The 25,437-nt window shown below is 31.3% G+C and carries 20 protein-coding genes; 6 read left to right on the top strand and 14 right to left on the bottom strand.

The window, feature by feature from the left end; genetic code table 11:
• Positions 1-94 precede the first annotated feature (94 nt).
• Both IEW41_RS07425 and aroC read right to left on the bottom strand, forming a co-directional pair.
• Complete coding sequence (locus IEW41_RS07425; RefSeq protein ID WP_188605708.1) at positions 95-1,540, bottom strand: dicarboxylate/amino acid:cation symporter; 1,446 nt, start codon at positions 1,538-1,540, stop codon at positions 95-97.
• A gap of 105 nt (positions 1,541-1,645) precedes the next feature.
• Complete coding sequence (gene aroC, locus IEW41_RS07420) at positions 1,646-2,707, bottom strand: chorismate synthase (RefSeq protein ID WP_188605707.1); 1,062 nt, start codon at positions 2,705-2,707, stop codon at positions 1,646-1,648.
• Between the two features lie 192 nt (positions 2,708-2,899).
• Here aroC and IEW41_RS07415 point away from each other — a divergent pair, with 192 nt between their 5' ends.
• Complete coding sequence (locus tag IEW41_RS07415; protein WP_188605706.1) at positions 2,900-3,742, top strand: UDP-2,3-diacylglucosamine diphosphatase; 843 nt, start codon at positions 2,900-2,902, stop codon at positions 3,740-3,742.
• Here IEW41_RS07415 and IEW41_RS07410 read toward each other — a convergent pair.
• Positions 3,737-6,658 carry an FAD-binding and (Fe-S)-binding domain-containing protein gene (locus tag IEW41_RS07410; RefSeq protein WP_188605705.1) on the bottom strand — a complete coding sequence of 974 codons (2,922 nt, stop codon included), beginning with the start codon at positions 6,656-6,658 and terminating at the stop codon, positions 3,737-3,739. The two genes, IEW41_RS07415 and IEW41_RS07410, sit on opposite strands and share 6 nt — an antisense overlap.
• 155 nt (positions 6,659-6,813) lie before the next feature.
• Between IEW41_RS07410 and IEW41_RS07405 the strand changes: the two genes are divergently transcribed.
• The gene (locus IEW41_RS07405) at positions 6,814-7,308 is read left to right on the top strand and encodes a hypothetical protein (RefSeq protein WP_188605704.1); all 495 of its coding nucleotides are present in this window, start codon (positions 6,814-6,816) and stop codon (positions 7,306-7,308) included.
• A 101-nt stretch (positions 7,309-7,409) separates the two neighbouring features.
• The gene (locus IEW41_RS07400) at positions 7,410-7,919 is read left to right on the top strand and encodes a GNAT family N-acetyltransferase (protein WP_188605703.1); all 510 of its coding nucleotides are present in this window, start codon (positions 7,410-7,412) and stop codon (positions 7,917-7,919) included.
• Here the strand turns inward: IEW41_RS07400 and bshA are convergent, their stop codons facing one another.
• The 9 genes from bshA to IEW41_RS07355 form a co-directional block, all read right to left on the bottom strand.
• The gene (gene bshA, locus IEW41_RS07395; RefSeq protein WP_188605702.1) at positions 7,920-9,059 is read right to left on the bottom strand and encodes an N-acetyl-alpha-D-glucosaminyl L-malate synthase BshA; all 1,140 of its coding nucleotides are present in this window, start codon (positions 9,057-9,059) and stop codon (positions 7,920-7,922) included.
• A 69-nt stretch (positions 9,060-9,128) separates the two neighbouring features.
• On the bottom strand, positions 9,129-12,047 hold the full coding sequence (locus IEW41_RS07390; RefSeq protein WP_188605701.1) for a serine hydrolase domain-containing protein: 2,919 nt from the start codon (positions 12,045-12,047) through the stop codon (positions 9,129-9,131).
• A gap of 112 nt (positions 12,048-12,159) precedes the next feature.
• Positions 12,160-12,645 carry an ABC transporter ATPase gene (locus IEW41_RS07385; RefSeq protein ID WP_188605700.1) on the bottom strand — a complete coding sequence of 162 codons (486 nt, stop codon included), beginning with the start codon at positions 12,643-12,645 and terminating at the stop codon, positions 12,160-12,162.
• Between the two features lie 4 nt (positions 12,646-12,649).
• Positions 12,650-13,300, bottom strand: coding sequence for a hypothetical protein (locus tag IEW41_RS07380; RefSeq protein WP_188605699.1), 651 nt, complete (start codon positions 13,298-13,300; stop codon positions 12,650-12,652).
• A gap of 103 nt (positions 13,301-13,403) precedes the next feature.
• On the bottom strand, positions 13,404-14,627 hold the full coding sequence (gene serB / locus IEW41_RS07375) for a phosphoserine phosphatase SerB (RefSeq protein WP_188605698.1): 1,224 nt from the start codon (positions 14,625-14,627) through the stop codon (positions 13,404-13,406).
• Between the two features lie 49 nt (positions 14,628-14,676).
• Complete coding sequence (locus IEW41_RS07370; RefSeq protein WP_188605697.1) at positions 14,677-15,468, bottom strand: (Fe-S)-binding protein; 792 nt, start codon at positions 15,466-15,468, stop codon at positions 14,677-14,679.
• Between the two features lie 105 nt (positions 15,469-15,573).
• Positions 15,574-16,881: a 4Fe-4S dicluster domain-containing protein gene (locus tag IEW41_RS07365; RefSeq protein ID WP_188605696.1), complete on the bottom strand. Its 1,308-nt coding sequence runs from the start codon at positions 16,879-16,881 to the stop codon at positions 15,574-15,576.
• A gap of 12 nt (positions 16,882-16,893) precedes the next feature.
• On the bottom strand, positions 16,894-17,847 hold the full coding sequence (locus tag IEW41_RS07360; RefSeq protein ID WP_229660195.1) for an MlaD family protein: 954 nt from the start codon (positions 17,845-17,847) through the stop codon (positions 16,894-16,896).
• A 55-nt stretch (positions 17,848-17,902) separates the two neighbouring features.
• Entirely contained in the window at positions 17,903-19,054 is a 1,152-nt protein-coding gene (locus IEW41_RS07355; protein ID WP_188605695.1) for an N-acetylmuramoyl-L-alanine amidase family protein, read from the bottom strand.
• Positions 19,055-19,166: 112 nt separating this feature from the next.
• Here IEW41_RS07355 and IEW41_RS07350 point away from each other — a divergent pair, with 112 nt between their 5' ends.
• Both IEW41_RS07350 and IEW41_RS07345 read left to right on the top strand, forming a co-directional pair.
• Complete coding sequence (locus tag IEW41_RS07350) at positions 19,167-21,920, top strand: putative LPS assembly protein LptD (RefSeq protein WP_188605694.1); 2,754 nt, start codon at positions 19,167-19,169, stop codon at positions 21,918-21,920.
• A 104-nt stretch (positions 21,921-22,024) separates the two neighbouring features.
• Positions 22,025-22,405: a RidA family protein gene (locus tag IEW41_RS07345; protein ID WP_188605693.1), complete on the top strand. Its 381-nt coding sequence runs from the start codon at positions 22,025-22,027 to the stop codon at positions 22,403-22,405.
• A 154-nt stretch (positions 22,406-22,559) separates the two neighbouring features.
• Here the strand turns inward: IEW41_RS07345 and IEW41_RS07340 are convergent, their stop codons facing one another.
• Positions 22,560-23,333 carry a hypothetical protein gene (locus IEW41_RS07340; protein WP_188605692.1) on the bottom strand — a complete coding sequence of 258 codons (774 nt, stop codon included), beginning with the start codon at positions 23,331-23,333 and terminating at the stop codon, positions 22,560-22,562.
• 164 nt (positions 23,334-23,497) lie between these two features.
• Entirely contained in the window at positions 23,498-24,355 is an 858-nt protein-coding gene (locus tag IEW41_RS07335; protein ID WP_188605691.1) for a transglutaminase domain-containing protein, read from the bottom strand.
• Positions 24,356-24,603: 248 nt separating this feature from the next.
• On the opposite strand from IEW41_RS07335, the gene IEW41_RS07330 reads away from it, so the two are divergent.
• Positions 24,604-25,380, top strand: a complete 777-nt coding sequence (locus tag IEW41_RS07330) for a TIGR02757 family protein (protein WP_188605690.1) — start codon at positions 24,604-24,606, stop codon at positions 25,378-25,380.
• Positions 25,381-25,437: the final 57 nt, after the last annotated feature.

The raw sequence follows: 25,437 nt of genomic DNA, 5'->3' as shown, positions 1-25,437 counted from the left end.
AATGAATCAAATTCCTATCAAGTGCATGTCTAACACAAGATAAGTTTTCAGACAAATGTCTGATTAGGTAATACCAAACTTTGAAGCTTTTATATTATGAATCTAAATCGAAAGTTTCAGTTGGGTTTTTAGTGTCGTGATAATCTAACATATTTTCACCATCTGCAATAATTGTACATACTGTTGCATCTCCAGTTACATTAACAACAGTTCTAAACATATCTAAAATTCTATCTACTGGAAAAATAATAGCAATCCATGCAGGATTTAATCCAACAGAATTTAAAACTATAATAAGCATTACTAAACCAGCACTTGGTACAGCTGCAGAACCAATTGATGCTAACGTTGTTGTTAAAACAACTGTTAATTGTTGACCAATTGTTAAGTCTATCATGTGCATTTGCGCTAAAAAGATTACAGCAACTGCTTGATATAAGCTGGTTCCATCCATATTTACTGTAGCTCCTATTGGTAATACAAAACTGCTTACTTTTTTATTTACACCAAGATTTTCTTCAACACATTCCATTGTAACAGGTAATGTTGCAGCACTACTAGACGTTGAAAAAGCTAATGTTTGTGCTGGACTCATAGCTTTGAAAAAACCAGTATAAGGAATTTTTTTAACGAAAGTTTTCATTATTAATGGATAAACAACAAAAATCATTAGTAAAAGACCGACTAACACTGTTAAAGAATACCAACTTAAACCTTTAAATATCTCAACTACTTTACCAATATCATCACCTGCCATTTTGCTCACAACACCAGCAAGTAATGCAAAAACAAAGAAAGGCGCAGCTTGCATAACCAAATCAACCATTTTGAGGAAGACTTCATTAACTCCGTTAACCAAGTTTAAAACAGGTTTTGATTGTTCTTCTGGAATAAAGAGCACACAAACTCCAAAAAATATAGCAAAAAAGATAATTTGTAGCATTAACCCATTATTGGATAAAGAGTAAAAGAAATTATCAGGAACAATATCAATTAAAGGTTGTAATGGAGACGTGTTTTTTTGTTTTTCAGCTTTTTCTAATTTATCAGCTACAGAAACTTCTTTTAAATCGCTTTTAGTTAACTCAGTAATTTCTTGAGCTCTTTTAAAAAATGCAGGATCATGTAAATAATTAATGCCATCTTTTATGGTATGACCTTGTGAAGCTGCCCAAATTTCGTAATTAATACGATTGTCTATTCTGCTTTGTTCGTCAATTAGCTTACCAGGTTTTACTGTGTTAACAAGTATTAAACCTAATGAGATTGCAAATACTGTAGTTGTAAGGTAAATAAGTAAGGTCTTTCCTCCCATTCTACCTAAACTTTTTGGGTCGCCAATATTAGCTACACCACCAATGATTGAAAACAATACTAATGGTACAGCAATGAGTTTTAATAAATTAATAAAAATAGTTCCAAATGGATCTATCCAATTTATAGTAAATGAACTCCATCCCATTGAGCTAGATAGTAAAGCCCAAATGATTCCGAGAACCATTCCTATTAATATTTTCCAATGTAAAGCGAGGTTTTTCATAAAAAAATTGTTTAGTTATTTCTCAAGTATTGAGAATTTATTTTAGCCCTGATTGAAGCGATATCCTTTTGTTTTACAAAAGATTAAGCTGAAAGCAGGAATAAGCTACTTATAGCATTTGTTTAACATCCAAAAATCTGCTAACACCAATGCTGCCATAGCTTCGACAATTGGTATTGCTCTAGGTACAACGCATGGATCGTGACGACCTTTGCCTTGCATTTCAACGATACTGCCTTTATTATCTAATGTATTTTGTTTCTGAATAATGGTTGCAACGGGTTTAAAAGCGACTCTAAAATAAATATCCATTCCGTTGCTTATTCCTCCTTGAATGCCTCCAGACAGGTTTGTTTTTGTTGTACCATCAGAATTAAATTGGTCGTTGTGTTCGCTTCCTTTCATTTTTGCGCCACAAAATCCACTACCATACTCAAACCCTTTTACCGCATTTATAGATAGCATTGCTTTGCCTAACTCAGCATGTAACTTATCGAAAACAGGCTCGCCTAATCCAATTGGTACGTTTTGTATAACACAGGTTACTGTACCTCCAATTGTATCGCCTTCTTTTCTGATAGCTTTTATTTTATCTATCATTTGTTGTGCGATAACTTCGTCTGGACAACGTACATCGTTACTTTCAATTTTAGTAAAATCTAATTCTTGATAAGGCTTATTAATAAAAATATCACCTACAGACGATGTAAATGCATTAATTTTTACGTCTTTAAGTACTTGCTTAGCAATTGCTCCAGCAACTACTCTACAAGCTGTTTCTCTTGCAGAACTGCGTCCTCCTCCTCTGTAATCTCTTATGCCATATTTTTTTTCGTAAGTGTAATCGGCATGACTAGGACGATATACATCCTTTATGTGTGAGTAATCGTTTGATTTCTGATTGGTATTATGAATTATAAAACCAATTGGTGTACCAGTCGTTTGGCCTTCAAAAACCCCTGATAAAAACTCTACTGTGTCTGGTTCTTTACGTTGTGTAACAATTTCTGACTGACCAGGTTTACGACGGTTCATTTCATTTTGTATGGCATCGAAATCTAACATAATTCCTGAAGGGCAACCATCAATAACACCACCAATTGATGGTCCATGAGATTCACCAAAAGTTGTTAGATTAAATAATTTTCCGAAAGAATTTCCAGCCATAAATGAGTATTTTATGCTAATGTAATTGTATTATCAGAGAAAGAAAAATAGAATTTACATAAGAGCACAATTTTTAATGCACTAAAGTAACAATTTGGTAACAAATTGCTCATAGATAATTAATTGTGGGTTAAAGATTTAATAACTTTTAAAGCTGTTCTTTGCATTATAAAATATAAATTTTGAATTCTTTTGAAATTAAAAAGAAAAATTGAAGTCGCAGTTATTTCGGATGTACATCTAGGAACCTATGGCTGTCATGCCAAACAATTATTAACTTATCTTAATAGTATACAACCAAAAAAACTAGTCTTAAATGGTGATATTATTGATATTTGGCAGTTTAGCAAACGTTATTTTCCAAAATCGCATCTTAGAGTAATAAAAAAAATAATTGATATGGCTTCTGATGGTGTTGAAGTGATTTATGTTACAGGAAATCACGACGAAATGCTGCGTAAGTTCAGTGACACAACAATAGGAAACATTTCGATAGTAGATAAAGTTGTTTTAGAATTGGATGGTAAAAAAGCGTGGATTTTTCATGGAGATGTATTTGATGTGTCAATCCAAAACGCTAAGTGGTTAGCTAAATTAGGAGGTTATGGTTATGACTTGCTTATATTACTTAATAGATTTATTAATTGGTGTTTAGAACGATTTGGAAAAGAAAAGTATTCATTATCTAAACGGATAAAGAATAGTGTAAAAAGTGCTGTAAAATATATTAATGATTTTGAAGAGGTAGCATCAGAATTAGCTATCGAAAACAGATATGATTATGTTATTTGCGGCCATATTCATCAGCCAAAAATGCTGCTTAAAGAGAATAAACACGGAAAAACAATGTATCTAAATTCTGGTGATTGGGTTGAAAATTTCACAGCACTAGAGTATCAGTTTAAACGCTGGAAGATTTATAATTATAATCATGATAAACTCTCAGCTTTTTTTGCTGATGAAGACATTAAAGGTATGGAGGATGTTGAGTTAAAAGATTTAATTGCTGCAATTACAATAAACAAACCCTTATAATAAAGCTTGCTTTAAAATTGTAATTGGGTGTAAAGCTTCTCGCTGTGTTCCATCTTTAATTTGGTGTCTGCAACTTGTTCCATTTGCTGAAATTATTGTAGTACTACTAGCGCTTCTAACTGCAGGAAATAGTGTCTGCTCACCAATTTGCATACTAACTTCAAAATGCTCCTTTTCGTAACCAAAACTTCCTGCCATTCCACAGCATCCACTAGGTATAATTGTAACTTTATAATTTTCTGGTAGATTTAGTATATCAAAACTAGATGATTGATTACGTAAAGCTTTTTGATGACAATGCCCATGAAATTTAATGGTTTTAGCTTCTTTAGTGAATTGTTCGGTTTTAATATTGCCAAGTTTTATTTCTTGCTGAATAAACTCTTCTACTAAAAATGTATGTTTTGCAATATGTTCAGCAGAAACTTTATCGTCAGCTAGTTTAATGTACTCGTCGGTAAATGTAAGTATGGCTGAAGGTTCAATTCCAATAAGAGGTCTTTCTGAAGTGATTAAATCTTTAAATATTAAAACATTTTTATTAGTCAAATCTTTAGCTTTTTCAAGTAATCCTTTTGATAGGTAACTTCTACCACTTTCGTGATGAGTTACAATTTTAACATTATAGTTTAATGTAGTTAGTAATTGAATTGCATCTATTCCTATTTGTGTATCTAAATGATTTGTGAACTCGTCGTTAAAGAAATATATTGTTTTAATATAGTTATTATTAACATCTTGTTTTACAGCATCTTGAATGCTTTTATTTAAACTATTATTTGAAATTAATGGCAAACTTCTTTCATTAGCAATACCGAGAGATTTTTTTAATAGTGAAGACGTAAAACCATTAGTAAACATAAAATTTGTCAGTTTTGGAAAATGGCTTCCAAAATTATTTAAAGTATTGTTATGTGCGAATACTTTAGTTCGTAAGCTAATTCCATTTGCCTTTTGGTATTGGTATTTGAACTCTGCTTTTAAACTCGCTACATCAACACTACTTGGGCATTCGCTAGCACATGCCTTACAGCTTAAACATAAGTCGAAAACTTCTTTTAATTCCTTATGATTAAATTTATTTGGTTTTTCAGAATTAGTTAAAAACTCACGTAAAGCGTTGGCTCTTGCTCTAGTAGTGTCTTTTTCATTTCTAGTTGCTCTATAGCTTGGACACATAGTACCTCCAAATTCTGGCAGCCTTCTGCAATCGCCAGAACCATTACATTTTTCAGCTTCACGTAAAATACCTAATGATGCCGAAAAATCTAAAAGCGTTTCAATTTTTGGCTCTACTCTATTAGGTTGATAGCGCAAACCTTCATCCATAGGATATGCATCTACTATTTTTCCTGGATTAAAAATATTATTAGCATCAAAAGCTGCTTTTATTCGTTTTAAAATTTGATAGTTTTCTTTGCCAATCATCATTGGAATAAACTCAGCTCTTACAATACCATCACCATGTTCTCCACTCATCGAGCCCTTATATTTCTTAACCAAATGCGCGACATCAGTTGTTATTTTTCTAAAGTCAGAAACGCCTTTACTAGTTTTAAGGTTTAATATTGGTCGTAAATGTAACTCTCCAGCTCCTGCATGAGCGTAATAAATTGCCTTTTGGTTGTGACTTTTCATTAATTGAGTAAACTCACTTATGTAATTGGCCAAATCTGGTAATGTAACTGCAGTATCTTCAATACATGCAGCCGATTTTTCGTCTCCAATAATATTACCAAGCAAACCTAAACCTGCTTTTCTTAATTCAACAGCTTTATCTATTTCTTCACCAATTAGAATAGGATATGCATAGCTTAAATTTGATGTTTTGATGTCATTTACTAATAACTCTGCTTGCTTTTTAACACCATCTAAAGTATTTCCCCTAACCTCACACATTAATATTGCTTCTGGATCATCAAGAATAAATTGTCTGTTTTGCTGTTGAGTTTTATTATGCTTTGTACAATCTAATATGGTTTTATCCATCATTTCACAAGTGTATAGATTGTGCTTCATTACAAGTTCAACACTATTTAAACATTGTTCTATACTTTTAAAATGCGCAGCAACCATAATACTTTCAGTCGGTTGTAAATCGTCTAGCTGCAATGTAATTTGTGTAGTAAAAGCTAATGTACCTTCGCTTCCAGAAAGCAATTTGCACATATTAAATTGCTCTTTAGTATCAGTAAATACGTCGGAATGTATTAACTCGTCTATAGCATATCCAGTATTGCGACGGTGTATTTCTGGTTTTGGAAAATTATCTAGTATTTGCTTTTGAATAGATTCTGATTCTAATTCCTTATAAATCGTATTATAAATATGACCTTCGAGTGAATTAAGTTTGGTTTTATTTTTAAACTCTTCAGAAGAAATAGTATTAAAAACAGCTTCACTACCATCACTTAAAATGGTTTGTAACTCCAAAACTTTATCACGAGTTACTCCATATTGAATAGATGTTGTACCAGAAGAGTTATTACCTACCATTCCTCCTATCATACATCGATTAGATGTAGAGGTATTTGGTCCAAAAAACAAACCAAAAGGTTTTAAGTAATTATTTAGCTGATCTCTTACAACACCAGGTTGAACAGTTACTGTTTTTTTTGATTCGTTTATATCTAATATTTTGGTAAAATATCTTGACACATCAACAACAATTCCATCACCAACACATTGTCCTGCAAGAGATGTTCCTGCTGTTCTTGGAATAAGAGATGTATTATGCTCTTTAGCAAAAGCAATTAACTTTTTTATATCGTTCTTATTTTTAGGATAAGCAACAGCTAGAGGTAGTTTTCTATACACAGAAGCATCCGTGGCATAAATAGATTTCATTAACTCATCTATAAAAAAATCGCCATCTAAATGCGATTTAAAATTCTCAAACTGTGCTTTGGTTATCATTATCAATAAAAAGATTGTTTATAAATCTATAAAGAAATTTAATATAATTAATGTTTTGGCGTTACTTTTGTATGAGAACTAAAGAATTTGTTCTATATAGTCTTTTTAAGCTATTTGAACGTATATAATTAATGTAAACAAAAAAACTATAACTTATGAAGAAATTATTTTTATTAGCAATTGCAATTATTGGATTTTCAACATTATCGAATGCACAAGACATTTCGAAAAACGCCCTAGGTTTACGTCTAGGAGATAGTGATGGTTTTGGAGCTGAAGTATCTTATCAACGTGCTTTAGGTGATAATAATCGTTTAGAAGTTGATCTAGGTTGGAGAGATGGAAAAAACTATGATGGATTTAAATTAGCTGGTTTATACCAATGGGTTTGGAACATTGATGGTGGTTTTAATTGGTATGCTGGTGTTGGAGGTGGATTAGGATCTTTCAGCGTTGACAACCCAAACAATGGTAATGATTTTACAGATACTTTTGTTTTTGCTGCTGGAGATATAGGTATTGAGTATAATTTTGATATTCCATTATTAATTTCATTAGACTTTAGACCTGAAATAGGATTTGGTGATGAGTTGTATGATAATAATGATTTAGATTTCGATATTGCTCTTGGTATTAGATATCAATTTTAATATAAAATCAATTAAAAATAGATTTAAAACCACCTTATTTAGGTGGTTTTTTTGATTTATTTAATTAGGTATATTTGAAAAACATTTATAAAAAATATCCTTTGACTATACAAAACAGTACAATTGAAGATATTGATAATATTTTCTCTTTATATAGAATAGCTACGGAATACCAAAAAGATAAATTTCCAGATAATCAATGGCCAGAGTTTGACAGAGAGATGGTTATGTCTGAAATTAAAGACAGCAGACAATGGAAAATGGTTATTGATAATAAAATTGCCTGTATTTGGGCTATAACGTTTAATGACCCTGAAATTTGGGAAGATAGAGATACTGATCCTTCTATTTACATTCACAGAATTGCTACAAATCCAGAGTTTAGAGGACATAAATTTGTATCACAAATAGTTGATTGGGCAAAATTATATGCCAAAGCAAAATATAAAAAATATATAAGATTAGACACTTGTGGTTATAACACTAGATTAATTGAGCATTATAAAAATAGTGGTTTTAACTTTTTAGGAATCTGGAAACTAAAAAATTATGAAGGGCTGCCTAGTCATTATCATAATGCAGATGTATGTTTTTTTGAAATTAAATTGTAGTTATTTCAAAATCATACATTTTTTCAATGTACGCTTATAAATAGCTTCATATTTAGGGACTATATTAGATATATCGAATTTTTTAGACTCATCCTTAGCTCGTTCTTTAAACTCTTTTAAGCGATTGTTATCGCTTAAAATTCGAATTGCATTTTTAGACATATCTTCCACATCATTTACATCACTTAAAAAACCAGAAACACCATCAATATTAACCTCAGGGATTCCTCCTGTATTGCTTGAAATTACAGGAACTCCAGACGCCATTGCTTCTAATGCAGCTAAACCAAAGCTCTCTGTAACTGAAGGCAACAAGAATAAATCACTAAAGCATAATATCTTATCTATTTCATTGCTATTTCCAAAGAACACAACTTTATCTGTAATGCCTAAAGATTCACATAATTGCTCTGCTTCCAGTCTTTCAGGCCCTTCACCTACCATCATCAGTTTTGCTGGGATTTGTTTTTGTATGTTAAAAAACACCTTTATAACATCTGGTATTTGTTTTACTTTTCTGAAGTTACTTATATGAGTTATGATTTTTTCATTCTCATTTGCCATAATGTCTCTCTGGCAGTCAGTAAAATGTGTTTTATGTCTACTAAAATCAATAAAGTTTGGTACAACATCTATTTCGTTTTTTATATCAAATAAACGCAAAGTGTCATCTTTTAAACTTTGAGAAACAGATGTAACAGCATCAGATTTGTTTATACTAAAGGTCACTGCTGGTTTATAAAACGGATGACTACCAACAAGTGTAATATCTGTTCCGTGAAGTGTTGTAACAATCGGCACATAAATGCCTTCTTCCTGTAACATTTTTTTAGCCATATAGGCTGCATATGCATGTGGAATCGCATAATGAACATGCAAAATTTCAATGCCATATAGTTTAACCATGTCTACTAATTTACTAGAAAGAGCTAACTCATATGGTTGATATAAAAACAGTGGATATTCAGGAACATTTACTTCATGAAAATGGACATTATTACCTAATAAATCTAGACGTACTGGTTGACTGTAAGTTATAAAGTGAATTTCATGACCTCTTTTAGATAATGCCAATCCAAGTTCTGTAGCAACTACTCCACTACCTCCAAATGTTGGGTAACATACAATTCCTATTTTCATCTATTATTTATTTTATTCGCCATTACCATTTAGGTTAGTATCAACCTTATTGTTATGGCTCATTTCATGTTATTCTATTATAGCTTCGTAAATTAATCGCTGAATTTCGGTTCTTATGCCTTCTTTCAACAATACATTATTATTAGCGTTTGGATACGTTCTGTTTGATAAAAATATATATACAATATCCTCGTCAGGATCTGCCCAAGCATAAGTTCCAGTAAATCCAGAATGTCCAAAACTTGTCATTGAAACACATCCACATGTTGGTCCATCTTCACCTAGTTGAGGCTTATCAAAACCAATTCCTCTTCTGTTATTTTTTGTACAGAAATAACATGTATTAAACTTATCTATAGTTTCTGGTTTAAAATAACGCTGTCCACCATAATATCCTTTTTGTAAATACATCTGCATAATTTTTGCAACGTCATTTGCATTACTAAAAACTCCTGCATGTCCACCTACTCCATTTTGCATTGCTGCTCCCATATCATGCACATAACCTTGTATTTTTTGATATCTGAAATAATCATCAATCTCAGTAGGCACAATATTTTCATCACTAAACTTTGAAGACGGATTATAAGTTGTATAATTTGCTCCTAATGATTGATAAAAATGATCCTGAACCAATTCATCTAATGTTTTGTCGTAATAACCTTCAATATATTTCTTTAAAATATAATACGGAAAATCACTATAGCGATATCGTAAAGTTGAAAGCAAATCACTATCCTTTATAATTTTTTGTATTGTATCTGGATAATCATATCGTAAAAACACTTCGTCTGCCACTTTTATACTGTATTTAGGACTAGGCTTTCTTCTATAATAATCTGCACTAGGTTTTTTGGTGGCCGAATCTAATGTCTTTGTATAAAATGGCTCCCAAGGTCTAAGACGTGCATAATGTGATAACATTTCTTTTATTGTGATATTTTTTTTATTTGAAGCTTGATATTCTGGAAGAATTTTAGAGAGTTTAGTGTCTAAGGTTATTACTCCTTTTTCTTCAAGTTCCATTAATAAAGGCAATGTGGCTAAAATTTTGGTTAATGAAGCTACATCATAAATATCCTCAAATTTTACTGGCTCGTTCTCATCATAAGTATGTTTTCCAAAGGTTTTATTATAGATAACCTTTCCTTTTCTTGCTACTAATAACTGAAGTCCTGGTGTTGCCTTAATTTTTATTGCCAAAAGCGCCATTGAATCTAACTTTTTAAGCTTTTCTGAGCTCATTCCAACACTTTCAGGTAATCCATAACTTAACGATTGTATTGCATTATAGCTTATGCCATCATTGACTTTAAAATTATCTCCTGTAGACACAGGTAAGCTTCCTTTAGCTTGTATAGACCCAAAGATTAATTGAGCTGATTTTCGTTGAGCTACCTCGCTATTTTGATAGCTCATTACTATGCTTTCAATATTTTCAACAGACTTTAAGTCGATAAGCGCGTAAGGTCTGGCAAAGACATCTAAAATTACTGTATTTGTTCTAGCAATTTCATATAACCAAACTAACTCTTGATCTGTGAATTTATAGTCTTTCCAAGGATTTGCGTTAGATTTATGAAACCCAACGATTACTGTATTGTAGTTTTGTAATTGAATAATGAGTTCATCTAATTGTTCTGCTTTAATTTCATGTACTCGAGTGTACTTTTTTAATTCGTCTAAAAAGGCAGAGCCATCATCGTCACCCATCTTTACATAAGCAATTTTGCGTGCTTCCAAGCGACGTAAAGGCAATAGGTCTTTTTGATTTCTAACAACAGTAATAGCGTTTTCATATAGCTTTTCGTTTAGCAAATCGTCTTTTAAACGATTTAAATCTTCAACTAAATTTGATACTCCAATTGGACTGTATTTGTTTAGCCCAACCTTGTATTTTGCCATAAGTATTTTTTTTACAGAATGCGCTAGTCGCTCTTCAGAAATTTCATTTGTATTATATGCTTCTACAATTTTTTCAATTGCTTTAGGAACATCTTCAGATATAAGCAAAACATCATTACCAGCCAAAAAAGCAGCCAAATCGATATCACCAGGTTTACTGTAATTTGAAACGCCTTTCATTTCTAAGGCATCAGTAAAAATTAATCCATTAAATTGTAATCTATCTTTTAGTATATCTGTAACAATATGCTTTGATAATGAAGAAGGAAAACCTTGGCGAGGCTCTAAACTAGGTACGTTTAGATGTGCAACCATTACACTTGCTAAACCTTCTTTTATTAGTTTTTTGTATGGATAAAGCTCTATAGAATCAATTCTTTTTTCATTAAAAGTAATTGTTGGTAATGTTTTATGAGAATCGCTATCAGTATCACCATGACCTGGAAAATGCTTTGCATTAGCTAATACACTAGCTTCCTGCATGCCTTTCATAAACGCTAGTCCTTTAGCAGTTACATTGTCTCTGTCTTCACCAAAAGAACGATTACCAATAATAGGATTTTTTGGGTTTGTGTTTATATCAACGTCTGGTGCAAAATTAAAATGCACTCCTATTCGCTTACAATGCTCACCAATATAACGTCCAGTTTCTTCGATAAGTTTATCATCTTTAATTGCACCTAAAGTCATATTCCAAGGAAAAGCATAAGTAGAATCTAGACGCATACTTAAACCCCATTCTGCATCCATTCCTATTAATAAAGGAACTTTTGATATAGCTTGATATTGATTATTAAGTTTTGCTTGACGAATTGGTCCTCCACTTGAAAAAATGAGACCTCCAATTTGATATTTATTTATAAGTTCAGAAACAGAGTTTTCATGCTCTTTAGTATTGTTAGAAAATGCTCTAACCATAAACAATTGCCCTACCTTCTGCTCTAACGACATGTTATTATAAATACTGTCAACCCATTTTTGTTGCTTAATAGCATCTTTAGTTTGTAAAGGACTATTTTGAGCATTTAATATACTGAAAATCGATAGAAAAAATATAGCACTAAGGGAAAAAATGGACTTCATGTAATTTGTTTCTGTTTTAAGATTAAAAACTGTGCCAAATTACCATTTTTAGAAAGAATATTGTAAGACTTTAAGATAGATTTATCAATAAGGTTATTAAGATAATTTATTACTAGTTTAAAAAGCGACTATGCCAGCTTTCACTTGCAGGAACTTCCCAATTTTCATTTAGCTCTGCAATATTAGTAACTAAATTATTGAATACAATTGTATTTTTAGAAACAGCTTTGTCTTTCGCCATTTTTTTAAAATCTATTAGCGTTTTGTAGGCAATGAAATCTCCTTGTTTATATGATACATTCATTTTGTCCATTAAATCAACATTATAGTCTTTTTCTAATTGCTGAATAAAATGAACTGAAGCATCAATTGAGCAACCAGTTGCTTTATTTAAGTTTTGATTTAAGGCGATAATTATAAAACGCTTATATTTAATAAGGTATCCAGATTGTAAATCGCTGCCATGAGCAGTCCAGTTTTCAATAAAAACGTTTAATTTAGATTCTATTTCTGTAATTTCTTCATCAGTAAATGAACGATTAGCTTGGTAAATCCAAACACGAGATTCTTCTGGTAATGTATTAAAATCTACTAGCATAAACCTATATTTTTTCTAAATACTTAACTACCTTTTTTGTAACGTAACGCTTCTCACTTAAATCGAAAAAACTTTGCTCTCTATAATAAATTCTAAAAGGCTTACTGAAGTTTTTAGTCTTTAATAAGTCATATCCTTCAAATTGCTCAATAACTACAAATTTATGTTCTTTACCAAACTCATCTTTCACTGTTATATGTGATATGGCATCGTTGTGAAGAGATGATAATGTGACCTCCATATTAAAGTCGTTTTCATTTTTAGGTGCTGGAGGTGGTGGTGGCATATCTTCATCTTCATCAGTTGCTAATGAATATAATTCATCACTTGAAAATATTGCCATAAACTCTGATCCGCAAACAGATATCATAAGCATACCTACTTGTTCAGCTACTTCTTCAATGTTTTCAAACGTATCACCTTTAAATGTATTTGTTTCGTCTTTACGTTTATTATAGCTATTAAAAATACATAAACCTAAAGCCATTTCTTTTTTTTCTAAACTCACATCTTTGGCAAATGCAACAGAATCATTTTTTATACATTCACAAGTGTCTTCAGCCATAAGTTGAAGAACTTCTTGTTTTGTTTTATTTTGAGACACACTTAATTGTACTGAAAACGTCAACAACAAAAGTAGTACTGATCTAATCATTAGTTTGGGTTTTATAAAATTGATTACTTATTGAATTATTCAAATTTAGATGTTTTTTCATAACTTTTTAATGAATGCTTTATTTAAATAGTCATTAAAATATCTATTTTATTAAATCTATATGCTTATCATGATATCCTAACAAATATAACACACCATCTAATCCAATATTTGAAATTGAACTTTGTGCATTGTCTTTTACTGTTGGTTTTGCATGAAAAGCAATACCAAGTCCTGCTAAATTTAGCATTGGTAAATCGTTAGCACCATCACCAACTGCTATAGTTTGATTAATATCTATTCCTTCTTTAATTGCAATTTCTTTAAGGTACTCTGCTTTTTTTTCACCATTTACAATTTCTCCAACATAATTACCAGTTAAAATGCCATCTTTAATCTCAAACTGATTTGCATAAACATAGTCTATACCTAACTCTTTTTGTAAATAGTTGCCAAAATATGTAAAACCACCTGATAAAATTGCAGTTTTAAATCCGTAACTTTTTAAAGCAGCCATAAGTCTTCTGGCGCCTTTAGTTATAGGTAAATTTATTGCTACATCTTGAAGTACTTCTTCACTTAAACCTTTTAAAAGTTTCATGCGACTTATAAAACTTTCATTAAAGTCTATTTCGCCTCGCATAGCAGCTTCTGTAATTGCTTTAACCTGGTCTCCGACACCTGCTAATTCTGCTAATTCATCTATAACTTCAGTTTGTATTAGTGTAGAATCCATATCAAAACAAACCAAGCGTCTATTTCGTCTGTATAAATTATCTTCTTGAAATGCAATATCGACATCTAAATTGCGTGATATTTGCATGAATTTTTCAGTAAGTGCTGCTTTATTTTCTAATTTACCTCTAATCGATAATTCTATTGAAGCTCTTGGATATTCATCTTTTTTTAAGAGAGATAAACGTCCTGTTAGTCTTTTGATAGCATCAATATTCAAATTTTGGTTTGAAATTACTTTAGTGACTTCAGAGATTTGATGTGCAGAGAGTTTTTCTCCTAAAATAGTTACAATAAACCTGTCCTTTCCTTGTAAGCTTACCCAATGTTCATAATCTTCAAGTGTGATTGATGTAAATTTGGCTGTAATTCCTAGTTCGTATGCCTTAAAAAGTAAATCTTTTTGTACTGCAGATGATTGTTCTCCTGCTTGAATTTCGAATAACATTCCTAATGATAAAGTTTCATGAATGTTTGCCTGACCAATATCGAGCACTTTAGCATCATATTGTGCTAAAACACTTGTTAGACTTGATGTTAATCCTGGTTTATCTTGCCCTGAAATATTTAATAAAAAAATCTCTTTCGTCATTATAGTTGTTCTCTCTGCCGTTTTTGAAATTTTCTTAAAATTAATGGTATTACAAATCTTGTGCGTTAGCAATAAGTTCTGCAATATCCATTACAGCAACATCACTTTCTTTTTCTTTGGCTTTTACACCATCTGTCATCATAGTATTACAAAACGGACAACCAGCAGCTATAATTTGAGGTTTTACATCTAGTGCTTGTTCAGTACGCTCAACATTAACATCTTTATTTCCTTTTTCTGGCTCTTTAAACATTTGCGCTCCTCCTGCTCCACAACATAAACCATTACGTCTGCAGTTTTTCATTTCAATAAGTTCGGCTTCAAGTTTGCGAATTAAATCTCTTGGTGCTTCATATACATTATTAGCACGACCTAAATAACAAGGATCATGAAATGTAATACGCTTTCCTTTAAACTGACCACCTTCAATTGTTAATCTACCTTCGTCAAGTAATGTTTTTAAAAACTGAGTGTGATGCATCACTTCATATTTACCACCTAATTCAGGATACTCATTTTTAATGGTATTAAAACAGTGCGGACAAGCTGTAACTATTTTTTTTACTTCGTAAGCATTCATTACTTCTATATTAGTAACAGCTTGCATTTGAAATAAAAACTCATTACCAGCACGTTTTGCAGGATCGCCTGTACAACTTTCCTCGGTTCCTAAAACTGCAAATTCTACATTAGATTTATTAAGTAATTTAACAAAAGCCTTTGTTATTTTTTTTGCTCTATCATCAAAACTTCCAGCACAACCAACCCAAAATAAAACTTCTGGTTGTTTGCCTTGTGCCATAAATTCTGCCATTGTAGGCACTTTTAGTAATTCGCTCATTGTATTGAGTTTGTTTTATTGCGTTAGGGATTGAACTATTGTTGGAGCTCCTTAAAAAAGAGCGACTTGTGAAAGCCCGACCCTTGTGGTAACGCCATTATTATTCTATTCGTTTTTCCAATTTAACCTGTCCATTTGATTGTAAGGCCAAGGTGCACCATTATTTTCTATATTGGTCATCATATTATTTAACTCTGTTGGTGCTGCGCTTTGTTCCATGACTAAATAACGTCTCATGTCTAAAATAATAGATAGTGGATCTATACTTACAGGACAAGCTTCTACACATGCATTACAACTAGTACAAGCCCAAAGTTCTTCGCGCGTTATATAATCGTCTAGTAATTGCTTACCATCTGGTTTAAATTCGCCTTTATTTGCATCAATATTTTTGCCTACTTCTTCTAATCGATCTCTGGTATCCATCATTATTTTACGAGGCGATAGTTTTTTTCCTGTTTGGTTTGCAGGACACTCACTAGTACATCGACCACATTCGGTACATGTATATGCGTTTAATAAACTTACCCAACTTAAATCTTGAACATCACTTGCACCAAATTTTGCTGGAACAGCATTTTCGGCTCCTTCTGGTGGTGCAGCAAATGGATCAACATTTGGGTCCATCATCATTTTTACTTCTTTTGTAACTGCTTCAAGGTTATCAAATTGTCCTTTTGGTCTAGTTTTACCATAATAAGTATTTGGGAACGCTAGCAATATGTGTAAGTGTTTAGAAAAATACAAATAGTTTAAGAACACTAAAACACCAAGTATATGCATCCACCAAGCTGCTCTTTCTATAATATGAATTGTTCCTTCTGAAAGTCCACTGAAAATGGGTGCTATATATTGGCTAATAATATTACCACTATTCATTTCCTGAAATGAAATATCTGTTGCATTCATTACTAAAAACAATGTCATTAATACCATTTCAAAATACAGAATGAAATTACCATCATTTTTAGGCCAGCTTGTCATTTCTGCTTTCCAGAAACGTTGCAACTTTATAACATTACGACGTAACCAAAAAATGACAACAGAAATAAATACTAATGCTGCTAGAATTTCAAAAGAGCCAATTAAAACTCCATATAACGAACCTATTGATGAGAACACACGATGTGTACCAAAAAGACCATCGATAATTATTTCTAATACTTCAATATTAATAATAACAAAACCAACGTAAACAATAACGTGTAAAAAGCCAGCTATTGGTCGACGTACCATTTTGCTTTGCCCTAAAGCAATCATTGCCATATTTTTCCAGCGTTGTGATTTATTATCACTGACATCTACATCATGACCAAGTTTAATATTGCGAATAAGTTTTTTTACATTTTTAGCAAAGTAACCAATGCCAGCAATAAGCGCGATAGCGAATAGTATATTTGGAATGTAATTCATGTTGGTTAGTGATTAGTTTTTTTCTTTTACTTCATTACCTTCAGCGTCATATTGTTTTGCTTTTTTTCCAAAAAGTGAAAAATGAACATAACGTTTAGGGTTTAGTTTCATATCTTGAAGTAATTGTTCTAATTGTTTTGAAGCGCCTTCAAGGTTATTATAAAGTCCTTCGTCTTGTAATAGTTTTCCTAGCGAGCCATTACCACTTTTAATATCAGACATCATTGCATTGATATTAAGTAATGTGTTATCTAATTCTGCAACAGTTTTTGATAATTCAACAGTTTTTAAATCGTTAGTAACTGTTGCCATATCTGCAGTAATTGAATTAAAGTTTTTAATTGCAGATGTTAAGTCTTTATCATTTTTGGCTAATAGCGAATTAAGATTGTTAGATGTGTTTTTAAATGAAACAATAGTAGCATTTAATTCTGCCATCGTTCTTCTTAATCCAATTTCTGAATCATCTACAACTAATTTATTAAGATTGCCTAATAAAGTGTCGACAGATTGTAAAGTAGTATCTAAGTTTTCACTTAATCCTGAAAAGTTTTTTGATAGACTTGTTACCAAACCAAATTCAACTTCAGATTCAAGCAAATCACCACTTTTAGCATTTTCGCTAGAATCTCCAGGAATAATAGCAAGACCATTTCCTCCCATTAAACCAGTTTCGTACATACGTATTTTACTGTTTTTAGGGAAGTTTAAGTTTTTATCAACTGAAATAGTAACTTTAGTTTTACCTGTTTTATAATCGTAAGTTATAGCATCAATTTTACCAATATTATTACCTTTTATAGTAACAGGAGATGATGCATTTAATGAGTTGTATTCAAACTCTGTGTGATATTTACTAGTTGAATCAAATAGATTTACACCTTTTAAATAGTTAATTAAAAACACTAGGAGCAATACTCCTAAAATAACTAAAATGGCTGTTTTTACTTCTCTTGATATTTTCAATGCTTAGAATATTTGGTTGCACACAAAATTAGGAATAATTCTATTAAGAATGTTTTTAATTAGAGGTTGTTTTTAATGCATCATTGAGGTCTATTCGCTTTCCATCTTTATACGCAACAATAAAACAGCTTGTATATCCTTTAGACTGAGCAACAGATTGCAACTGTTTTATTTTATTGTAGTCTGATGTGTAACCATAAAAGTATTTAAACAAACCGCCTTCTTTCTCTCTTGAAATATCACTTAATCCCTTAAAATTATTCGGTTTTGGGTCTATTTTACGTGAACTTGCGACTAATTGCACCTTAAAAACAATATTATTATATATTTGCTCAGTTTGCTTTTCTTCAACAATAACATCTACTTTTTCCTTTTCTGGTTTTGTTTTTACAGTGTCATTAGTTGCATAAATATTTTCGCCAACATTTTGATCTAAAACCTTTTTGTAACTAACAATAGCGTCATAAATTGATGTTGATACTTCATCTTGACCTTTTGAAGAATTTAAATATGCTCCTTCTTCTTTATTGGTTACAAAACCAGTTTCAATAAGCACGCTTGGCATTGCAGTTTGGTGAATAACCCATAAACTAGCTTGTTTTACACCTCTACTTTTACGATTAATTTTATTTGAAAAGTTTTTTTCAATTAATGTTGCCAATAGTATACTTTGCTCTGTAAACTCTTCTTGTTGTATTGAAATTCCAATAACAGATTCTGGCGAATTTGGATTAAAACCATCATAATGCTTTTCGTAATCATCCTCTAAAAAGATTACTTCGTTTTCTGCCTTGGCAACCTCGAAGTTTCTATTAGTATTACCAACATCTAAAACATAAGTTTCTGTTCCGTAAGCTTCAGTATGGTGAGCGTTACAATGAATAGATACAAACAAATCTGCTTTTGCATTATTCGCAATCTTAGCTCTGTCCTTTAACTCAACAAACACGTCTGTTTTACGTGTATAAACTACTTTAATATTTGGATTTTCTTCAAGCATTTTACCAACAGCTAAAACTACTTGAAGCGCTATATCTTTTTCTTTATAGCCATATTTAGAATTCTTACCTGGATCTTTTCCTCCATGGCCTGCGTCTAAAACAACAATAAATTTGTCTTTATTTTTTTGAAAAGCGTAACCAGATGTTAAAGAAAATGTAAATATAACTACTGCAAATACGATTATAGATTGTAAGTTCGTTCTCATAACGGTTTTAACGGATAAAAAATGCTATTTATTACTCAATAGTATTGAGTATAAGTTAATTTTTAAATTTTAATTTGATTAATAAATTAATCACAAAAAAATATATGTAATTTTGGCTTTTCAAAAACCGAGCCATACTTTTACAAAAATACATTTAAAAGCATTGCGTACAAACAACTTTTACATAGTTTTTATCTTAAGTTTTACAGTGTTTATTAACACTTTTAGCTATGCTCAAGAGGTTCCTAAACCTAAAGATCCTATAAAACCCAAACCTATAAATGACACTTTAGTTGTAGGTGTAGATTCGTTATTCTCGCAACCAATAAATATAAAAGAAAAAGACACTTTAGTATCTGATAGTATTCCTAAGAAAAAAGAATTTTTAACAGATGTTGTAAAGTATAAAGCTAAAGAGTATGTATCTATAAATCAGCGTCTTCAAAAAATTTACCTTTATGATGAAGCTGAAGTATACTACCAGGATATGGAAATTAAATCTGGTATTATAGTTATCGATTATAGTAAAAATTTGGTTTATGCAGGACGCTTAAAAGATTCTGCTGGTGTATACTCTCAAGCACCAAAGTTTAAACAAGGCGCAAATTTAGTTGAGCCTGATTCTATTATTTTTAATACAGAAACTAAAAAGGCTCTTATATATAATTCACGTACAGAACAAAGTGGTGGCTATATAGATGCTGCATTGACTAAAAAGGAAAACGATTCGGTGTATTTTATTAAAGATGGAAAATTTACCACCTCTGAAAACAGAGATGATCCTGAGTTTTATTTTTACATGCGTAAAGCTAAAATAGTTCCTAATAAGAAGGTTGTAGTAGGTTTAACTAATATGTACATTTATAATGTACCAACTCCAATAGGTCTGCCTTTTGCATATTTCCCAATGACAGATAAACAAACATCTGGTATCATTTTTCCGTCTTTTGGACAAGAAAATGAGAGAGGTTATTTTTTACAGAATGGTGGATATTATTTTGCTATAAGTGATTATATTGATTTAGCTGTATTAGGTGATTATTATACTAATGGAAGTTATGGACTTCGTGTAGAATCTAGTTATGCATGGCGTTATCATTTTAGAGGAAATATTGGTTTTCGATATGAAAACTTAATTACTAGCGAGCGTGGTTTTCCAGACTACGCAAAATCGTCTGTATATAATATTAGATGGTCACATAACCAAGACCAAAAATCTAACCCAAGTTCTCGTTTTTCTGCTTCGGTTAACTTAGGTAGTAGTCGTTATTATCAAGAATCATTAAATCAGTTAAACGCTTCAAACTTTTTAAATAATACGTTATCATCTTCGGTGTCTTATTCAAAAACATTTCAAGGAGAGCCACAAGTAAATATGAGTGTTACTGCGACACATTCGCAAAATACAAATACACAACAAATTAATATGACTTTGCCTACTTTTCAAGCTAGTGTAAGTCGTATTTTTCCTTTTGAACCTAAAACAGGAACGAAAAAAGGAATTATACAGAATGTCAATTTTCAATATAATGTAAGAGCAGAAAACAGAATTCAAACAACAGATTCTTTATTCTTTAAAAAAGAAATGTTTGATGATGCCCTTACAGGTGTACAGCATAGTATTCCTTTTACTACAAATTTTAAGTTATTCAAATACTTTAGTTTAAGTGCTAATGCAAATTTTGATGAAAATTGGACATTAAACACAATTAAAAGATATTACGATACTACAAATGATGAAGTTGTAACGGAAGACATTAGAGGTTTTGATAGCTTTAGAACGTATAATTTTAGCACAAGTATTGGAACAACTATTTATGGTATGTTCGACTTTAAAAAAGAAGGAAAAGACCCTAAAATACAAGCTATACGTCACGTAATGAGACCATCTATAAGTTATAATATTAATCCTGCTTTTGATGAGTATTATGACACTTTCGATGTAATTACTGCAAACGGAACAACACGTCAAGAATACAGTAGGTTTGAAGAATCTATCTTTGGTGCTCCTAACAAGACCTTTTCTAGTTCATTAGGAATATCTGTAGCAAATAATTTTGAAGCAAAAATTAGAGATAAAGACTCAACAGCTACTGAGCCTAAAAAAATCATACTATTAAACAATCTTAACTTTGCTACATCATACAATTTTGCAGCAGATTCTTTAAGATGGAGTCCAGTAAGAGTTTCTGGAGGAACACAAATACTAAATGATAAAATGAGCATAAACTTCGGAGCTGTTTTAGACCCTTATGCTTTAGATAATAACAATAATAAAATAGACCAATTTAATATTAATAATGGTGGAAGTCTTTTTAGATTAACTAATGCTAATATTAACATGAGTTATACTTTATCTAGTAAAAGTTTTTCTGGTGAAACTGATACAGATAGAAATGCAGAATTGGAATCATTGCGAAGTGGTGGTCGATCTGATGACTTATTTGGAAAACCTCAAGATTTTGCTGACAAACGATTAACTGATGAAGATAGGTCGGAAAAAGACGAAGAGCCATCAGAGTTTTACAATTATAAAATTCCGTGGAGTTTACGATTGGCTTATGCTGTTAATTATTCAAACAACGCGAGAGAAAATGAAATATCATCTCACTCTTTAATGTTTTCGGGAGATATTGAATTATCTCCAAAATGGACAGTTGGTGCATCATCAGGATATGATTTTAAAAACCAAGGATTCACCTATACTCAATTGCGTTTTGAACGCGATTTATTAAGCTGGAGAATGAACTTTAGTTGGATACCATTTAGCACCAGAAGTTCTTGGAATTTCTTTATAGGTATTAAGTCTAGCTTATTAAAAGATATTAAATACGATCAGCGTAAGCGTCCTGATCAACAACTTTAAAATCATTAAAACATCATGAAACATCTATACCTTATATCAGACACACAGTGATATGATAATAAAGATGTTCCATGTGACCATTAAAAAACAATAATTTTTAACACATGAAAACAATTATTAATACACCAAACGCACCTGCTCCAATTGGTCCATATAGTCAAGCTGTTTTAGTTGGCAATACTTTGTATACTTCAGGGCAAATAGCTATTAATCCTAAAACTAACGAATTGGTATTAACTGATGTTAAAACTGAAACAAAACAAGTAATGGAAAATTTAAAAGCTATACTTGAAGCCGCTGGAATGACTTTTGAGAATGTAATTAAAACGTCAATTTTTATTAGCGATATGCATAATTTTGCTCAAATAAATGAAGTGTATTCTCAATATGTAAATGAAGATACAGCTCCTGCAAGAGAGACTGTAGAAGTTGCTAATTTGCCAAAATTTGTAAATGTTGAAATTAGTATGATTGCTGTGAAATAGAGAGACGTATTTTATTTGCGCTTATCGCTTTCGGCTATGAGTAGTTGCGCGGTTTAGCACTTAACTTTTGCAAGTACACACCAAACTGAAAATCCGCGAGGATTTTCGTAATTAGGCTCTCACTAACAATGGATTATATACGTTGTTACCTGCCTTATTTTTTTCGCGCTGCTTTAAATCGTTTTTCTGATGTTTGTAAAATTATTACTCCATTTATTGCCTGTGAACCATAAAGACTTGCGGATTTTTCTTTCGTCAAATATGTAATCCCATAAGTTTCCACTAATAGCAATTTTTTTAGTAATTCTTTATTTTTCAAAGGATAACCATTTACAACAATTAGAGGTTCAGGATTTAAATTTTGACCATCTCTCGCCCTGATTGTTACATTCGGATTACCGTGAGAAGCTGTTACACCATAATTGCTTTCACTTCCATCCGCATTTGGATTGTATTTTAGAACTTTAAAAATTAAAGAGTCAACATATTTATAGACCTTTTGTTCAGATAGCTTGTCAAATCGCATAAGTTTGAGTTCCGACTTAATATCTTTTTTCAATTCTACGATTCTGAACTTATCTACTATTTTTTTGTCTTGATAATATTCTAATGTTTGTCCGAAATCCGTTTTTCTTAATTTAATTTTTTGCGTTGAAAAACCTTTTGTGACTTTTGCTCTGGCTTCGCAAATATTTACTTCGGTCAGTTTGAATATCCTATTTTCTTTTTCCCACTTTATTTGTTCGCAGTCTCTTTTTACTTTAATTGGATTTTTAATTCGGCTTGTAAATCGGATTGTGTCATTTTTATAGTATTGTCCAAAATCATTATCAGAATACCATTCTCCATCTAATTCCTTTTTCTTTATTTGAGAGAAAGTCAAGTTGGTTAGCAGTAAAAATCCTAATGTTATGGCTATAAGTTTCATTTGTGGTTATATGGCACGCAGGCAACATGTTTGTGTATGATTTCGTTGCGTGTTTTAAGCACATAATTTAGCAAATAAAAACCGAATAGAAAATCCGCGAGGATTTTCGTAAGTAGGCTAGAACCAAGCAATAAATTATATACAGTGTTGCCACCAGTATTTTTTCAGAGTTGATATTTAATTATATTATTATATTCAGATTTAGTCTGTTTATCCCAATCAAAATATGTGACTACGACATTTAAAATTGCTTTTTTCGGAATTCCGTTTTTCTTAAATTTGAAAAGATTGGAATTTTCTTTTTCTTCATATTCTGGAAAAATGGATTCATTAATTTTCTTGTCAGAATCGTAAGTCAGTTTAGTTAGCCAATTGTTACTAGCTATTTTTGGAAATTCAATATAGTAGTAGTCTTTATCCTCTGTTAATTCTGGTAATTTTTCAAAACCAGTATCAAAATAAAAAGAATGCACGTATGGTTGTGTGTTAAATTCGTTAATAGAAATAGGTTTTTCCATTAATTGCCATTCAGCATTTTCTGGGTAATGTGAAAGAATTAATTTTTCAGGTGATACATTAAAATAGAAATCTGAAATACTTTCTTCAAATTGTTGAGCCCAAGTCGTATCTATTAAAAGCCAAGCATCGTTAATTTTTATAGTGTTCCAAGCGTGTCTATAGTCATCATCCAATTCAAGTTCTAGAGTAAGGTTTTCCAGAGTTTTTGCGTGTCCAGTGATAATTAGGCATTCAATGCCCGAAGAATCCATAAACATTTTATAAAGACTAGAATATCCAATACAAACAGCTTTTTTTTCTTTAAATACTAGTAGTGGGTTTTCCGAATCATCTATTTCTTTATCAGTTGCTTTTTCGGTTCTCCATTTGTCTCTTTTTTCAAAATCATAAACTATGTTCAGATTCATCCAATAATAATAGAATTTAGCTATCTCCTTTTTGTCCGAAATATTTTTTGCTACAAAATCAGTTAAGTCATTAATTTCGACTTTTACATTACTCATTGATTTAGCCATTTCCAAAGTCCTATTATTTTGACTGTTAGAAACGCTAAAAGTCAGCAGAAATAATATCTTAAGTGCGATTTTGTTCATATTGGTGCCAACGGTATGATATGGAATCGTTTAAATGTTCTATATCAGACGATAAGCGAAGTTAGTTTTTTAAATTTACTATTTCAATAGCTAAAGACTTAAAGTTATTAAGTAATTATTGCTAATAATACTATTTTTGAAAAAATCATTCATGCTTAATGCCTGTAAAATTAACAAAAAAAGACCTTAAAGACTTTCTCGACAACAAAGTTGAACAATACAACCATCCTCGATTTATAGAGAGTGATCCTATACAAATTCCGCATCAATTCAGTAAAAAAGAAGATATTGAAATTGCTGCATTTTTAACTGCCACTATTGCTTGGGGAAACAGAAAGAGTATAATTAATAATGCAAAGCGTATGATGTTGCTTCTAGATAATGCACCACATGAGTTTGTTATGCAGCATCAAGAATCAGATTTAGAAGCTTTACTACCTTTTGTACACAGAACGTTTAATGGAGACGATTTTATTCAGTTTATTGCTTGTTTACAGCATATTTATAAAAACCACAACGGATTAGAATCTGTATTCTCAAAATATGCCAAACCAGATTCGTTACAAGAATCTATTCATCAATTTAAAAATCATTTTTTTGAAATAGAACATTTGCCAAGAACTCAAAAACATATTAGTAATCCTTTAAAAAATTCAGCAGCTAAGCGCATTAATATGTTTTTACGATGGATGGTTAGACATGACAATAATGGTGTTGATTTTGGAATTTGGAAGAGCCTCACTCCTGCTCAACTCTCTTGTCCTTTAGATGTGCATTCAGGTAATGTTGCCAGAAAACTAGGTTTATTAAAACGAAAACAAAACGATGCTAAAGCTTTGTTTGAACTAGATAGTGCGTTACGACAGCTAGATAAAAATGATCCTGTAAAGTATGATTTTGCTCTGTTTGGTTTAGGTGTTTTTGAAGGATTTTAAGCAAAAAAAACGATTGACAAATATAATTCATCAATCGCTTTTTGTTTATAGTTTAAA

Origin of the sequence: Aquaticitalea lipolytica (genome assembly GCF_014641635.1) — a bacterium.
GTDB lineage: Bacteria > Bacteroidota > Bacteroidia > Flavobacteriales > Flavobacteriaceae > Aquaticitalea > Aquaticitalea lipolytica.
Note: the sequence above shows the minus strand (reverse complement) of the source record. Positions and strands in the feature narration are given on the sequence as shown.

Coding starts and splice junctions, on each gene's coding strand:
- IEW41_RS07425 (WP_188605708.1), bottom strand. CDS start 1,540: ATGAAAAACCTCGCTTTACATTGGAAAATATTAATAGGAATGGTTCTC.
- aroC (WP_188605707.1), bottom strand. CDS start 2,707: ATGGCTGGAAATTCTTTCGGAAAATTATTTAATCTAACAACTTTTGGT.
- IEW41_RS07410 (WP_188605705.1), bottom strand. CDS start 6,658: ATGATAACCAAAGCACAGTTTGAGAATTTTAAATCGCATTTAGATGGC.
- IEW41_RS07405 (WP_188605704.1), top strand. CDS start 6,814: ATGAAGAAATTATTTTTATTAGCAATTGCAATTATTGGATTTTCAACA.
- bshA (WP_188605702.1), bottom strand. CDS start 9,059: ATGAAAATAGGAATTGTATGTTACCCAACATTTGGAGGTAGTGGAGTA.
- IEW41_RS07390 (WP_188605701.1), bottom strand. CDS start 12,047: ATGAAGTCCATTTTTTCCCTTAGTGCTATATTTTTTCTATCGATTTTC.
- IEW41_RS07385 (WP_188605700.1), bottom strand. CDS start 12,645: ATGCTAGTAGATTTTAATACATTACCAGAAGAATCTCGTGTTTGGATT.
- IEW41_RS07380 (WP_188605699.1), bottom strand. CDS start 13,300: ATGATTAGATCAGTACTACTTTTGTTGTTGACGTTTTCAGTACAATTA.
- serB (WP_188605698.1), bottom strand. CDS start 14,627: ATGACGAAAGAGATTTTTTTATTAAATATTTCAGGGCAAGATAAACCA.
- IEW41_RS07370 (WP_188605697.1), bottom strand. CDS start 15,468: ATGAGCGAATTACTAAAAGTGCCTACAATGGCAGAATTTATGGCACAA.
- IEW41_RS07365 (WP_188605696.1), bottom strand. CDS start 16,881: ATGAATTACATTCCAAATATACTATTCGCTATCGCGCTTATTGCTGGC.
- IEW41_RS07355 (WP_188605695.1), bottom strand. CDS start 19,054: ATGAGAACGAACTTACAATCTATAATCGTATTTGCAGTAGTTATATTT.
- IEW41_RS07345 (WP_188605693.1), top strand. CDS start 22,025: ATGAAAACAATTATTAATACACCAAACGCACCTGCTCCAATTGGTCCA.
- IEW41_RS07340 (WP_188605692.1), bottom strand. CDS start 23,333: ATGAAACTTATAGCCATAACATTAGGATTTTTACTGCTAACCAACTTG.
- IEW41_RS07335 (WP_188605691.1), bottom strand. CDS start 24,355: ATGAGTAATGTAAAAGTCGAAATTAATGACTTAACTGATTTTGTAGCA.
- IEW41_RS07330 (WP_188605690.1), top strand. CDS start 24,604: ATGCCTGTAAAATTAACAAAAAAAGACCTTAAAGACTTTCTCGACAAC.